This window comes from Deltaproteobacteria bacterium (assembly GCA_016930875.1).
GTDB lineage: Bacteria > Desulfobacterota > Desulfobacteria > Desulfobacterales.
Genome location: JAFGFW010000045.1, coordinates 1 through 13,578, shown reverse-complemented (window position 1 = coordinate 13,578; position 13,578 = coordinate 1). Strand labels below are relative to the sequence as shown.

Genomic DNA, 13,578 nt, shown 5'->3' with positions numbered 1-13,578 from the left:
TGTTGGCAAGAGTTCGGCGTAGCCGACTACAGCCTCACCCTTGCCGCCTTGAATCTGCGGCATCCTCGACTTTTGCAACGTTAGGGTATCGTCTCCCGTCAACACGAACAAGAGCGTCAGGCCGCAACAATCAACTTGACACTGCAGTCTATTGACGACTATTGAACTCCTTACTTTTTCTTTCGCCGCCTTGGAGACACCAAGAAAAGCCAAGCAGGTTAAAAAAATCCAGGATCTCCCCGAAATACCCCAAGACAACATTACAACGATGTTTGACAAGCATAATCGAAACGGATATAATTTAGGAAAAATGTCAATCGATTTAAGATATTATAGGACCGACAGGGTAATGGGCATCTTCGTTTGTGGAGAAAATAAAAGTGGGTAGAAAAAAAATTATCGAAATATTGCGACAATACAAGAAAGAATTTGCAGAAGAATACGGCATTCTTACTATCGGTGTTTTCGGGTCTGCTGCACGCGACGATGCCGGAGAAAGCAGCGATGTGGATATTGTAGTTCGGATTGATCAACCGGACCTTTTCATGCTGGCTGGCATTAAGAACGAACTTGAAGAGCGGCTTCACCGCCCGGTTGACCTCGTGACTTATCGGGAGAGGATGAATCAATTTTTGAAGAAAAGAATCGATTCGGAGGCGGTGTATGCATGACACGGAACTTGTCCTAGAAGTTTTGCATCAGATAGAAGAGGCTGCCGCTAAAATTGTTTCCCGCTTTCAGGCCATTCGCCAAGTTTCAGACTTCACCGACAGCTCGGCTGGTGTTGAAAAAATGGATGCTATTTGTATGATGTTGATCGTTATCGGCGAATCACTGAAAAATCTAGATAAAATTACCGCAGGGAAGCTACTTCAGACCTACCCGAACATTGACTGGAAAAAGGCGAAAGGGATGCGAGATATATTGACTCACCACTATACGGATGTCAATGCCGTGGCGGTCTTTAACACTTGCAAAAATAAGATACCTCAGCTTCTGGAAACAATACGAAAGATGCTGGAAGACCTGAAATGATGGCATTGCATCCCGCAGCCCTATTCATCGATCTCATATCCAATGGCCTTGTAACCGCCCATTCTTCTTTCATCCATAAGATCCCCAAAGATCCCTCATTATTGAGTTTGAGACGCTGAAACAGGCAAAAAAATGGTGGGTGTCGGAACAATATCGTCCTCTGAAGGTGCTTCGGAGAGAATCTTCATCGGCAAAGATAATACCTGTCGAAAGTGAATGATATTGGTTTAAATACTATCCCAATTCGGACTGCCCTAATGGTTACGATCTGCAATGACGCTGGGTTTTTGAAAATCCCCATTTTTTGTAGATAACATTCAGTAATCTTTGTTTTTTATAGTTTGGCAAGCACACGAAACTGTCAGCCCGCCGTTGTCCGTTGCCTGTTCCACTTGAGATCGAAAACCCTTTCCTACAGCTTTTAAGGTACTAAAATACCATCTCCGTTTTCAATAAATACACCTTTCAACCCATTGTTTTTTCCCACTACTCCCGCAATGATGAGCACGTTGTTAATGAAAGATAAACCTAATAAGGAGGATGTAATGAGCAAAATCGCTGTTATTATAGACAACTTATTTGAGGATTCAGAATATACAGAGCCGGCAAAGGAGTTTCTAAATGCCGGACATAAACTTGTTCATGTAGGCCTAAAGTCCGGTGAGACAGTGAAGGGAAAGAAAAAGGATACTCCAGTTAAGATCGAGAAATCCGTGGAGGATGTATCAGTAGATAATTTTGACGCACTTTTGATACCTGGTGGATATTCTCCAGATCGACTAAGGGCAGACGATAGAGCTGTTCAATTCGCTAAAGATTTTTTCGAGAGTGGCAAACCGGTATTTGCAATATGTCATGGCCCGCAACTATTGATTACGGCAGATGTCCTTCGGGGACGAAAAGTAACCGGCTGGAAGTCGATCGTTCAAGATATCAAAAATGCCGGCTCTAATTTTTTGGATCAGGAAGTGGTGGTGGATGGAAATCTCATTTCAAGCCGGCACCCTGGGGATCTTCCGGCTTTTATAAAGGCATCCCTTAACCATTTGGTTCAACAGCCCCTACCGCATTGCACGGTCGCACCGAGTGCCGAACAAGCCAGAGGTTATAACGAAGATGAACCCTGCGATGACGCCCGAGGCGCGGAATAATTTGCTGATTTCTCAGAGGCAAGGAGGTAGGAAGTGTCTCGTAGATTGACGAAGAAAAATGCATTGGGCGTGGGTCCTGTGAAGAGATCTGTCCAGAAGTTTTCAAGTTGGAAGAAGATATTGAAAAAGCCAAGGTGATTAAGCTGGAAGGCGGCCCTGAAGATCTCATCGAAGAGGCGATAGAAACCTGTCCGGTGGAGTGTAATTACTGGGGATAGAATCGATAACTCCCTGACTCAATAAACTAAAAGAACTCCGGCCGTCGGCTTCAGAATAGTGGCTTTTTGCCAGTTTTTAAAAGAATGCTGTATTTGTGGCGACACTAACGGAGCTACAAACTGTGCAATGATGCGGCATGAAATGGGAAAAGCATTTTGTTTCCCTAAGCTTTTTCCCTTATAAACCTGTGTGTGGCTCAAACCATTTGAGTTGAACGCTTGGTTTTGTGTATTTCCTGAGGGTAGTCGAGGGGGCGTGTCGTTAAAGGGGTATAACTATGAATGCTCGCGGATTATTAATGATTGAACATCGGCTGATCCAAACTCCAGGCCATAGGCTTTCAGAAGCAAAAGGCATGTTCAGGCTTTCACAGGACTTGAATCGATAATGGAATTGGAAAAGAGCCAAATGCGTATGGAGACGAGCCGATTGGTGAACGATATTTCTAAGCAAGAGCTGGAGAAGATCATTGACAATGAATCATTCCGTATTTGCGACGTTCGACCTGTCGATGCGTACAATGGCTGGGCCCTGGAAGGAGAACCGCGGGGTGGTCATATAAGGGGGGCAAAAACCTTGCCCGTCGGTTGGACCGATGAAGAAGACTGGGACGAGATAGTGAAAGCCAGAGGCATCTTACCTAATCACCAGATAGTAGTGTATGGCTACACGAGGGACGATGAGCGGGAAGTGGCGGAAAAGTTTGTGAGATCGGGTTACAAAGAGGTGAATGTGTACACCGGCTTTGTTGATGAGTGGTCTGCTACCGAATCCTTGCCCATGGAGCGAATGGCCCGTTTCGAAAAGCTGGTCTATCCGCGATGGGTCCGTCAGCTCGGTGCAGGAGAACGGCCGCCCGGTTTCAACGGAGGAAGGTACGCGATTTGTCACTGCCATTACAGGAACAGGGCGGATTATGACATCGGCCATATCCCCGGCGCCATAGCGCTCGACACCCGCGACCTCGAATCTCCGGATACATGGAATCGACGATCGCCGGAAGAACTGAAACAAGCGTTGATGCGGATAGGGATTTCTGCTGATACAACGGTGGTGGTATATGGAAGGTTTTTAAGCCCACGCAACAGCGATCCTCATCCAGGCAGCCAAGCGGGACACTTGGGATCAATACGTTGTGCCGTCCTCATGATGTATGCAGGTGTTAGGGATGTCCGGGTGTTGAACGGCAGTATCGCTGCTTGGGGAAATGAGGGGTATGCCATCGCTACAGAAGAAACGCCGCCTGAGCCGGTATCCGAGTTCGGCGTAAGCGTGCCTTCCAGGCCGGAGATTTTCATTGATACACCACAGGCAAAAGAGCTCTTACAATCGGACAATGGGAACTTAATCAGTGTAAGGAGTTGGGATGAGTTCATTGGCAAAGTGAGTGGGTATCATTACATTTTCAAAAAAGGTCGTATCCCGGGCGCGGTATTTGGCAATTGCGGCAGCGATGCCTACCACATGGAGAACTATCGGAATATCGATCTTACGACCCGTGAATACCACGAAATCAAAACCATGTGGAAAGAGTCGGGGATCACTGCAAAACAATTCAATGCATTGTACTGCGGAACCGGCTGGCGAGCCAGTGAAGCTTTTTTAAACGCCTACTTGATAGGATGGCGCAACATCGCGGTTTATGACGGTGGATGGTATGAGTGGTCTAACGATCCAGAGAATCCGGTCGCTGTCGGTGAGCCAGTATAGAGGATGAAATGCAAAGAAACCTTGCGATGCAGGCAGAGGAGATGTCATGGGGGATGACCGTAGGCAGTCAAGACGTGGAGATATTGTCCGGGCTCATGGCTGACCCAATGTACGTAACAAGTAAATTTTTCTACGATGAAGCAGGATCCAAGCTATTTGAACAGATAACCCGGTTGGACGAATACTACCCGAGTAGAACCGAAAAGTGGATCTTGAAATTACACGCATCAGAACTGATGGAGGGTGCCGATGATGCGTCGCTTGTGGAGTTGGGAAGCGGTGATTGTTCAAAAATTTCGATTCTACTGACAACGCTGCCGCGGGAAACGCTCGAAACATTAACCTATATCCCGTTTGATGTAAGCAAGAGCGCTATAAATGATTCCGGATGCAAGCTTCGGGAGAGGTTCGGCATCATCGAGATAAGTGGAATTGTGGCCGATTTCATGCAGCATCTCGATCTGGTCTCACCATATGAAAACAGGGTCTTCTGTTTTTTCGGTAGCACAATCGGAAACCTCGACAGACGAGATGCCATTCAGCTCCTGAAAAAGTTAGGAAAACTCATGAGGAAAGGAGAGCGCCTTTTACTGGGGCTGGATATGGTCAAAGACAAGGATGTACTGGAGAAAGCATACAACGATGAAGAAGGTGTCACCGCTCGGTTTAACAAGAACGTTTTGAATGTGGCCAACAATAAAATAGGCACAGATTTCAATTTAGGAGACTTTAAACATTATGCTTTTTTCGACGAGGCAAAGCAAAGGATCGAGATGCATTTGGTCGCCAGAAAAGACATGACCGTCACATCACCGTTTTTTGATGGAGCCTTGGAAATCCGAAAGGGGGAAAGCATTCACACAGAAAACTCTCACAAATTTACAACCGATCACATCGACGAGATCGCGTCAAATAGCAGGCTTTCAGTGCGCCAGATGTATGCCGACAGCAATAGCTGGTTCACTCTTGTCGATTACATCAAATAGACCTGTTGAGGGCACATCCGGGCACATCCCGCAATTTTCAGGAAATCGTTTGTTTCCGATGGTCATGGGACAATTCGCAACCCCATGAAGAGGCTCATTATCTTTCGTCATTTCCAAGACTCTATGCGGTTGGCCCACCATGTTCTGATGCGCGACTTAGTTGACATAACGTACGAAATAGCGTACGCTTTGTGCAGAGGTGATTCATATGACAACCCTGACGGCAAGCCAGGCAAGAGCCAGGCTCTACAAGCTCATGGACGAGGCCGCAGCCTCCCACAAACCGATACAGATCACTGGGAAAAGGAGCAATGCGGTCCTGGTCTCGGAAGATGACTGGCGGGCGATTCAAGAGACGCTCTACCTTCTTTCGGCGCCCGGCATGAGGGAATCCATCAGAAAAGGGCTCAAAACACCGGTGGAGGAATGCAGCGAGGACCTTGACTGGTGACTTGGAAACTGGTCTTTACTTGGCGGGCCCGAAAGGATGCAGAAAAACTTGAGGCGTCAGGGCTTCGCCAAAAAGCAGAACCCCTTCTGGACATTCTCAGAAAAGATCCTTTCCAAACCCCGCCGCCTTATGAACGCCTGGTGGGAGATCTTGCAGGAGCCTATTCTCGGAGAATCAACATCCAACAAAGACTCGTCTATCAGGTTCTGGACGATATCAAGACCATAAAAGTCATCCGCATGTGGACTCACTACGAATAACTTCTCTACCAGAACCCAAAAGCTTCTCAAAATCGGCCTTCAAAGAAAAAAGCACCAGGCTCACACAGCCCAAGCGCTCATCTTCTTTCGGCACTGCAGTGTTTTGGCGACTATTGAGTTCCCCTGCTTTTTCTTTCGCCGCCTTGGAAACACCAAGAAAAGCCAAGCAGGTTAAAAAAGTCCAGGATGTCCCCGAAATACCCCCGGTGGGCTTCTCCCGATTGAAATTGAAAGAAGTTAAAAAAGTCAAACCCGTCCCTCAAGTTCCCCCAAGTTCCGCCAAAGGCTGATGGGTTCCAATGAAGATCGCCTGCCGCCGTAGCTTAAGCGAAGGCGGATCTTTCTTGATTCAATGGGGGAGATACGATAGAAAAACAAAGCGGTTTCAGAAGCTTTGATGCCTCTGGGACCCTTCCTGAGGCCATCAACTCGAGGACCGGCCAAAGTCACAAAGTTGATGGCCTTTTTTCCTGCCGAAAATCCCCCCTATAAAAATCTGTCAAGTTGTAATTTAGGTTCGTTTTTAGTATCTAATATGGTACTTTCTATCAAGCATAAAAAATCCATGAGGTAAACTAATGCAAAATAAACTACTCACGGTGATGATTATGTCATTTCCCAGACAATTGGCTGCCCTTCGCAAAAAGAGCGGCTTTACACAACAGATGATGGCCGATAAGCTCGGCATTCATGTCTCTCAATTAAAACGATACGAGGCTGGCACCTCTCAGCCCACCTTGGAAGTCTTTCGCAAGATCATTCTTGCATTGAATGTGAGCGCAGATGTGCTACTGTTTGGAGGCGAAGGCAGGGGGCCTGATGAGGATCTACGGTTCCATTTTGAAGCCGTTTCAAAGCTGGATCCCGAAGAAAAAGCCGTAATCAAAGAACTTATCGAAGGTATGTTGCTCAAACATGATGCAAAACGCTGGACCCATTCCTCGGCGGCCACGTAAGAGCTAAAATCGGTCCCTGAGCAACACAGGAGAAAAATTTGTTATGGAAAAAATCGTAAATATCCACATTGAAAAACTGCCGGAAGGCGTGTACTTGGCCACCTCAAAGGATGTACAGGGTCTCGTAGCCCAGGGACGTACGGCCACAGAAGCCTTAGAGATTGCCAGAGATGTTGCACGCAAACTGCTGGAAGCACGGGCAGAGAGGCAGAACAAACCCGAACTCACACAGATCGGAGACTCCTTCGATTATCCGCTCATCGTGAGTGCATAGCATGGGCAGGCTTGCAGGTTTTAGTTACCGGCAGATTGTCAAACGCCTCAAAGCCTTTGGCTTTGTTTTCGACAGGCAAGCTGCCGGAAGTCACGAGATCTGGTACAACCAACGCACGGATCGATACACCACCGTGCCCAATCACTCCAAAGACATCCCAGAGGGCACCCTCAGAGCAATCCTTAAAGAGGCCGGCATTAGCCCCAACGATTTCCTCAACAAATGAGAACAGGCTCAATGAACTTAAGCGGATGGTCTTCGGCTGCGGGCTTCAACCCCTTTGGGTCTTCCTCTGCCGCATCCTTCAGCCCGATACCATTCTTAACCCCCGCCCGCCCGGCTTTATGGCCATCTGATAATCCATGTTATGTCATCGGCTTGCCGCGGCGTAGCCTTGGCGAAGACGGGCAAAAAGCAAAAAAGCCGTGCCAAGAAAACACCCTTGAGTTTTTTTAACCTAATTTCGTACGCAAGGATAGATCAGATTGACGGAAACTGAGCCATGCCAAGAGGGGCCAGGCTAGATGCCTCCGGAAGCCTGCATCATGTCATTGTCCGGGGCATTGAACGAAGAAATATCGTTGATGACGATCGAGACCGGCAAGATTTTGTCTCTCGCAACAAGAAAACAATTTTCCGCCCAAGAGCGCATGAAAGGCGCGGCTTCACTTGTGGATACCCTCTGCAAGAAGGAAAACATCAGCGTAAAAGCACTGAAGGCAGTAAACCGGCGGTGGGAAATATCAAAGGTAAGGCATCAGTTGGCAGAGGTCTTTGTTTACCGATACGGAGTCTCACTGACCGAGACAAGACGTCAATTAGGGGTGTCGGCAGCTGTGATTGCGAAGGCCATAAGCCGATTAGACAGACATAAGTCCGACTAAACAAGGACCTTCCCATCATGAAACTTTTTGACTACCCAAAAAATAAGCGGGTCGGCCTCAAGCTCAACCCGCTCATCGCGTTCTTTTTTGGTCGGGGCGAGAGGATTTGAACCTCCGGCCCCCTGAACCCCATTCGGTTTAAAGGGGTTTCGGCAACATACTAGAACTATTTAACTTCTTGATTTTTTTTGGTTTGGTGATTATAAGCATTATAAAGAAAATAGTCAATAACTTTAATTTTTGTCACAAATTGTCACAAAAAGGGGGGATGGAATGTGTGGTTTTGCCGAGCGTCTATGGATATAATTTATGATGCTCCCTGTACAAATCAACTTTTTACCAACTACGAAAGGAGCACTTTATGAATACGTACCTTTATGAGGTTGTCAGAGAATACGTGTTGGTTGTTGAGGGTCTTGAGCACAGCGTCAAAGGCAGGGTATCGAGGTTGATTAAAGACGCTGGAGTAGAAGAATATTCTTGGGATATAAGCCACCACTATCGGCCTTCAGAAAAAGCAGGGGGCGTATATTATCCCGATAAAGAGACAACAAATTCATTTGATGAGACAGAATTCCTCCTTTTTGCGTATATGACGGGCTTTACAACAATTGATGTGACTCCGAACGAGCTTTATTGACCATAAGGCATAGGAATCGTTGATTGCGTCTTGTAGTTTATGATCTAGTTGAACACAACCTGTGGGGCATAGGGTCGCACCCGAAAAGCCGGGATCTCCACTACCGGCCTGGCCCCAACATCTTCAAAGTGGAGTCTTGGTCTAGTGGAGGGACAGCATGAAAACAGGTACACTGAATTGGCTTAAGACATCTCTCAAAGACAAATGGGAGAGAACGAGACGAAACATAGATTACATAGAATTCTGCGAAACTCATGCTCAAGCATTTGACGAAAATGGCACCTTAGACACGTTTGCGGAATTGACCTTAGAGGCAGAAGCTATCAGGGACCGATTTGGACTGGAAATGATATACCATCCGTCCATAGATATTTCCCAAGATCAGATGCTCCAATGGCCCATATTTAAAAACCCATTGGCCGTGGGTTATGAATGGCGCGAAGAAAAGCCAGACTGTTTTACTCCAATATGGGATGATCATTACATTAAACTGACAATCGACATTAACCCTGAAAGAAACCTAGGGCAAATTACTGACGAAGTGAAGGAATTCGTTACAAGTGCACGGGCTGTCCTTGAAATTGATGAAGATAAAGAAGGAAATTCAGAGAAACGGCCCCATTTTGATAAAAGAATGGACTATTACAGGATTTGGGATGAACGAAACGCAAACAAGCCGTTCTCGGTTATTGCGCGGGAATTGGGCATATCAGATGATCTCGCAAAAAAAAGATATTACAAGGGGTTTAAGCTGATCACCGGCGAACAATACGATAAAGATATTTGGAAAAGACTTATCCATAAAACATTAGAACAAAGGGTTAAAAACTTAAAAGGAAGGGATGACAAAAATACCTGGAAAGACCTCCTTGATTTTGAGCAAACAACGCAGAAAAACGTGCTGATCAAGGCAGAACCTAATGAAGATGGCAAAAGGGTTTATATTGAAGATTGGAACTCCCAGCAGGGGCTGGATGGGAGTTCAATATATACCGATCCTGAAGCAAGGCTACTTTGTCAAGATATCGAGAAGATATGCAAAAAATGCGGAGATACGGCTTGTTACAAGGCCATGCTAACCGCTTTTAGAACAGACAACTTTGAATCCTGGGACGCCTGCCCTAATATTTACGCCTTCGTGAAGCTAAAAAACTAGAATACACAAACGAGCGCCCTTCTTAGCCCTGTAAGGTTAACTTGCAGGGCTTTTTTTGTTCCCGAAAATAAAGATTTTCTTGTTTTCCCTTTTTCTAATGGTGAGACGGCAACAACTTTTTGATGAACCTGAACAACCCATTAAGGAGAAAAAATCATGAACATTCCATTAAAGGTCGCCTTGGTTGAGCGCAGGATAAAACAGTTTGATCTCTCACGTCTTTTGGGAGTGGACCCAGCCAAAGTCAGCAAAATCGTCAATGGTTGGATTTCTCCTAATGAGGAAATAAAGCAAAATATTTCTCGATATTTAGGCAAGCCAATTGATGAGCTTTTTCCTGATTCCCAAGAGGATAACTACATTGAACCGAATACAATTCATCCAGATCAAATTTGAGGGATTCAAGTGGTTGGGCTGGCTAATCACGGCGCTACCCTACACGTCCAGGCTCTCAAATTACCTGGATAGGCTTCTCGTTTTTGCAGAAATGAAAGGGGGGAAAGTTTATGCAGGCGATCAATTTTAAACAATTAGCGGAGATGGCTCCATTAGGCAAACTGCGAGATGGCTCCGCAGCACAGATCAATGAGCGAACCCTTACGATCACACTCGACACAGGCCAACATAAGTACGAGGTAGACCTTGAGCGATGCAATACGCCGGGCCAGGTTTTAGATTGGATCTTTCAGGTGTTCAGCAAACGATGGGCAACACCTGAACTCATGTATGACTTTCTGGAGGCCCTAAACGTTGCTTGTCATAGGTTTCACGGGACATCAGTGCAGGGGTGTCTGTGCTCTTTTGGGGCGAATAAACGCGTTAAGTGGTCGAAGTAAATTTTGTTGTGAGGGCTGGAAATGAAGGCAATAAGCCGAAAAGAATTTTTGACGGAATTATTTAAGTATTGCGAAGGACAAGTTGAATTGAGAGCAATCCCATGCGGGCATAGAAGTTTCTTTGCTCTTGATGACTTCAAAGGCATTGATCGTTTCTGCCAAAAATATGTTGCGGAGAATGTGTACTTTACTGTGGCCACAAGGAACGGCGGCGGCACTAAAGAGCATATTGTGGATATCCCTTGCGTCTGGGCTGATATTGACTTCAAAACCACCAAAAAGGCAGATGCGGACAAACACCTGCACGACTTCCCTTTGCGGCCCACCTTTTTAGTGCAATCCGGGGGTGGGTATCATGTCTACTGGATGTTCAAGGAAAGGTACGGCAAAGAGGATATCGAAGCCGTCGAAGCACTAAACAGGCAATTGGCTACAAGCCTACACGCAGATCTGAACGTTTGCGATGCCTCACACGTCCTGCGCCTACCAGACACACAAAACGTTAAACCTGTGTACAAAAAACCGAGACCCGTCAAATGCCACGCAGATGCAGGCAGGGCATACGATATCTCTGATTTTGAGTTTTTGCCAGAGCCAGGTCAGGAGGCCAGCAAGTATATAGAAAATGATGCCAATATAAATAACTCTATTTCCTTATACGGGTGTCGTCATAAAAATGCTGATTCTGAGGTGTCGTCAAGTGTCGCCATACGCTTTGATGAACCGGGCCGGGACGTCAGTCTTTTCCATCTTGCGCACCATCTAGTCAAAGGCAACATGCCTCGAAAAGATATTGAAATTTATCTAAATTTCTTCGCGTCAAAATGTTCTCCGCCGTTTACCGAAAAGGAAACCGAGCGCAAAATTCAGTCTGCCCTAAGTCGAAAAAACACCCAAGAAAAGAGCCTTGCAAGCGAGGTTAAGGCCTTCGTAGTGTCGTCATACGGGGCCTTTTTGTCGTCAGATGTCGTCAATTTTTTGGGTTTGTCGTCAAAGTGTCGTCATCGTGACGACAGGAAGCAAATTTCCAAAACTCTGAGCCGTCTGGTCGATGAGGGAGTTATCGAAAGATGCGGGGCAAAGAACGGATGTTTCCGCCGTATTGAGACTGAATCCGAGACGATTGATTTCCTAAATGCGTCGTCTAACGCGATGGACATTGCATGGCCCTTTCAGATTGAACAGTTTGTCTCACTTATGCCCGGAAATGTGGCGATTCTGGCCGGGGAGAAAAGCGCAGGGAAAACAGCGTTTCTCTTTAACCTATCGCGATTGAATATGGATAAACACAAGGTTTTTTATTTTTCGAGCGAACTTCACGCGCCAGAGCTGAAAGTACGGCTTTCTAAGTACGATGCCCCCCTGGAAAGCTGGCAAAAAATAGCCATGCGACACCGGACAGAGAATTTTCACGATGCCATAATGCCGGATGGCTTGAACATCATTGATTTCCTGGAAGTACATGATGAACATTATAAGGTCGGAGGCCTGCTCAAAAAAATTCATAATCGGTTGACTACCGGAGCCGCTATTGTCGCCTTACAAAAGCCCGTGGGCCGCGATGAGGCAGTAGGAGGCAGGTGTACGATGGAAGTGGCCCGCCTTTACTTGTCGTTAACTAAATATCCGAACCAAATCAAGATTGTTGACGGCAAAATGTGGGCAACCGATGCGAATCCCAACGGGCTTGCAATGCAATACAAGATAATTGACGGTATCAAAATAAGGCGTGATGGCGAATGGTCACGCCTTGAAAAATAGATGCAGGTGTGTCCTCGGACCAGCCCCCGAGGACGGGATAGGGTGGGTAAAAATTCGGGAAAAGGGATTTCACGTGTGAGTGGGCGTATCGGTTTATATGTGGAGATTCGGCGATTTTCAGTTTCAAGGGTACCCACCCCCCCCTTCCGGGGTTTTGTCGGGAAGCATGCTTTTCCCTCAGGAGGACACGGATAATGGAGTTGTTGGACGCCAAGGACGTGCGGCGGGTGCTCAAGGTCAGCTTGCCCCTTGTGTACAAGCTGGCCGAGCAAGGCAGGCTTCCCTGTGTTCGTATCCCGTGCCCTGGCAAAGGAACTGAGAGAACACGGACCATTGTGCGGTTCAAGCCGGAAGACGTCTTTAGCTTCGTGGAAAAGCATTACCGGGCTGGATGATTATGAGTGTCAAACTATGTCACAAAACGCCCGCAAACGCAGTACTGGCAAGGGCTTACCTGATATACAATCAGGTGCTTACAGAGGAAAGATAAAACAAAAGGAGAAGGAGGGTGTATCATGGACATTGAAGGAGCAAACAACGTTATCGAGCTAGCTCGACGATTAGCGAAAGAAATCGAGTCGGTCCAAGTAGTCCAGCAGGCGACGGAGCGCAAGCTCAGGAGTCTTCGGGGGTCGATGCCAACTCTTCTAGCCTGTGAAATTATGGGCGAGAAGGTTCCCGAGGGCAAGGTTGCTGCGGCGAAGGCTGAAATATTGGAACTGGAAGGCCAGCTCCAAGACCTGACATGGGCGCTTAAAGGTCTTGGCTCACGCGAAACGGCAATCAAAAAAGAACTCAAAGAGGCGTGCGCTGTCCTCCATCACGACAAAATGGAAAAGCGCTATGACGAGTTGAAGGCTGAGCTTGAGATCCAGTACGATCCCACGCTGGACGGAGACCTCCGCCAATGCGCTCAATCCCTCGGGGCCGCCAAGCAAAATGAAGCCGATGATTTCCTGAGGGAACTCAAGTTCAAGTGGGAGCGAAAATCACTTGTCAATCAAGATGTCAACTATGTCAACTAACACAATCAATGACAGGCGGCTGTTGAGGCTGATTGACGGGGGTAAAAGCCAAGCTGAGGCGGCAAGAATTATAGGGGTAAGCCGCCAAGCTGTGAGCAAACGCCTTCAGGAGTTGCGGGGGAAGACCACTAAGGTCATTGTCGCTAAGAAGGTGGAACAAATAACCGATTGTAAGATCGACGCCATGGCGCAGTTGACAAAAATCAACAGCGACGCAAACGAGATCCTTGAACT

General features: G+C 46.9%; 23 protein-coding genes. 21 read left to right on the top strand and 2 right to left on the bottom strand.

Translation table 11 applies throughout. The annotated features are described in order from the left end of the window. Window positions 1-213, bottom strand: a 213-nt coding sequence (locus tag JW883_04450; protein ID MBN1841520.1) for a hypothetical protein, incomplete at its 3' end; no start/stop codon positions are given. 167 nt (window positions 214-380) lie between these two features. Here JW883_04450 and JW883_04445 point away from each other — a divergent pair. The 9 genes from JW883_04445 (at window position 381) to JW883_04405 (ending at window position 5,812) form a co-directional block, all read left to right on the top strand. Continuing rightward, window positions 381-671 carry a nucleotidyltransferase family protein gene (locus JW883_04445; GenBank protein ID MBN1841519.1) on the top strand — a complete coding sequence of 97 codons (291 nt, stop codon included), beginning with the start codon at window positions 381-383 and terminating at the stop codon, window positions 669-671. After that, window positions 664-1,035: a DUF86 domain-containing protein gene (locus JW883_04440; GenBank protein MBN1841518.1), complete on the top strand. Its 372-nt coding sequence runs from the start codon at window positions 664-666 to the stop codon at window positions 1,033-1,035. The genes JW883_04445 and JW883_04440 overlap by 8 nt, the downstream gene beginning before the upstream one ends. Window positions 1,036-1,132: 97 nt before the next feature. Continuing rightward, complete coding sequence (locus tag JW883_04435; GenBank protein MBN1841517.1) at window positions 1,133-1,255, top strand: DUF1330 domain-containing protein; 123 nt, start codon at window positions 1,133-1,135, stop codon at window positions 1,253-1,255. Between the two features lie 325 nt (window positions 1,256-1,580). Next, complete coding sequence (locus JW883_04430) at window positions 1,581-2,186, top strand: type 1 glutamine amidotransferase (GenBank protein MBN1841516.1); 606 nt, start codon at window positions 1,581-1,583, stop codon at window positions 2,184-2,186. 44 nt (window positions 2,187-2,230) lie between these two features. After that, a complete protein-coding gene (locus tag JW883_04425; protein MBN1841515.1) occupies window positions 2,231-2,404 on the top strand; it encodes a ferredoxin in 174 nt (57 codons plus the stop codon). Window positions 2,405-2,819: 415 nt separating this feature from the next. Then, window positions 2,820-4,115 (top strand): thiosulfate sulfurtransferase, encoded by a 1,296-nt coding sequence (locus JW883_04420; GenBank protein MBN1841514.1) that lies wholly within the window; start codon window positions 2,820-2,822, stop codon window positions 4,113-4,115. A 41-nt stretch (window positions 4,116-4,156) separates the two neighbouring features. Then, window positions 4,157-5,101, top strand: coding sequence for an L-histidine N(alpha)-methyltransferase (gene egtD, locus JW883_04415; GenBank protein MBN1841513.1), 945 nt, complete (start codon window positions 4,157-4,159; stop codon window positions 5,099-5,101). Window positions 5,102-5,309: 208 nt separating this feature from the next. Continuing rightward, window positions 5,310-5,552: a type II toxin-antitoxin system Phd/YefM family antitoxin gene (locus tag JW883_04410; GenBank protein ID MBN1841512.1), complete on the top strand. Its 243-nt coding sequence runs from the start codon at window positions 5,310-5,312 to the stop codon at window positions 5,550-5,552. Further along, a complete protein-coding gene (locus JW883_04405; GenBank protein ID MBN1841511.1) occupies window positions 5,549-5,812 on the top strand; it encodes a Txe/YoeB family addiction module toxin in 264 nt (87 codons plus the stop codon). The genes JW883_04410 and JW883_04405 overlap by 4 nt, the downstream gene beginning before the upstream one ends. On the opposite strand, the gene JW883_04400 is transcribed toward JW883_04405, so the two are convergent. Continuing rightward, window positions 5,784-6,062: a hypothetical protein gene (locus JW883_04400; GenBank protein ID MBN1841510.1), complete on the bottom strand. Its 279-nt coding sequence runs from the start codon at window positions 6,060-6,062 to the stop codon at window positions 5,784-5,786. The two genes, JW883_04405 and JW883_04400, sit on opposite strands and share 29 nt — an antisense overlap. Window positions 6,063-6,420: 358 nt before the next feature. On the opposite strand from JW883_04400, the gene JW883_04395 reads away from it, so the two are divergent. From JW883_04395 to JW883_04340, 12 genes are all read left to right on the top strand, one after another. Further along, a complete protein-coding gene (locus JW883_04395; GenBank protein MBN1841509.1) occupies window positions 6,421-6,768 on the top strand; it encodes a helix-turn-helix transcriptional regulator in 348 nt (115 codons plus the stop codon). Between the two features lie 43 nt (window positions 6,769-6,811). Beyond that, the gene (locus JW883_04390) at window positions 6,812-7,042 is read left to right on the top strand and encodes a DUF1902 domain-containing protein (GenBank protein ID MBN1841508.1); all 231 of its coding nucleotides are present in this window, start codon (window positions 6,812-6,814) and stop codon (window positions 7,040-7,042) included. A gap of 1 nt (window position 7,043) precedes the next feature. Next, complete coding sequence (locus JW883_04385; GenBank protein ID MBN1841507.1) at window positions 7,044-7,268, top strand: type II toxin-antitoxin system HicA family toxin; 225 nt, start codon at window positions 7,044-7,046, stop codon at window positions 7,266-7,268. A 298-nt stretch (window positions 7,269-7,566) separates the two neighbouring features. After that, a complete protein-coding gene (locus JW883_04380; protein MBN1841506.1) occupies window positions 7,567-7,926 on the top strand; it encodes a hypothetical protein in 360 nt (119 codons plus the stop codon). Between the two features lie 361 nt (window positions 7,927-8,287). Continuing rightward, complete coding sequence (locus JW883_04375) at window positions 8,288-8,566, top strand: hypothetical protein (GenBank protein MBN1841505.1); 279 nt, start codon at window positions 8,288-8,290, stop codon at window positions 8,564-8,566. A 157-nt stretch (window positions 8,567-8,723) separates the two neighbouring features. Continuing rightward, on the top strand, window positions 8,724-9,722 hold the full coding sequence (locus JW883_04370) for a hypothetical protein (protein MBN1841504.1): 999 nt from the start codon (window positions 8,724-8,726) through the stop codon (window positions 9,720-9,722). A 156-nt stretch (window positions 9,723-9,878) separates the two neighbouring features. Next, on the top strand, window positions 9,879-10,118 hold the full coding sequence (locus JW883_04365) for a helix-turn-helix transcriptional regulator (protein ID MBN1841503.1): 240 nt from the start codon (window positions 9,879-9,881) through the stop codon (window positions 10,116-10,118). Window positions 10,119-10,228: 110 nt separating this feature from the next. Next, the gene (locus tag JW883_04360) at window positions 10,229-10,558 is read left to right on the top strand and encodes a hypothetical protein (protein ID MBN1841502.1); all 330 of its coding nucleotides are present in this window, start codon (window positions 10,229-10,231) and stop codon (window positions 10,556-10,558) included. A 21-nt stretch (window positions 10,559-10,579) separates the two neighbouring features. Next, window positions 10,580-12,319, top strand: a complete 1,740-nt coding sequence (locus JW883_04355; protein MBN1841501.1) for a hypothetical protein — start codon at window positions 10,580-10,582, stop codon at window positions 12,317-12,319. Window positions 12,320-12,513: 194 nt separating this feature from the next. Next, window positions 12,514-12,714: a helix-turn-helix domain-containing protein gene (locus JW883_04350; protein ID MBN1841500.1), complete on the top strand. Its 201-nt coding sequence runs from the start codon at window positions 12,514-12,516 to the stop codon at window positions 12,712-12,714. Window positions 12,715-12,834: 120 nt separating this feature from the next. Continuing rightward, window positions 12,835-13,344, top strand: coding sequence for a hypothetical protein (locus JW883_04345; GenBank protein ID MBN1841499.1), 510 nt, complete (start codon window positions 12,835-12,837; stop codon window positions 13,342-13,344). Continuing rightward, on the top strand, window positions 13,334-13,578 hold a 245-nt coding region (locus JW883_04340), incomplete at its 3' end, for an AsnC family protein (GenBank protein ID MBN1841498.1). The genes JW883_04345 and JW883_04340, both read left to right, overlap by 11 nt.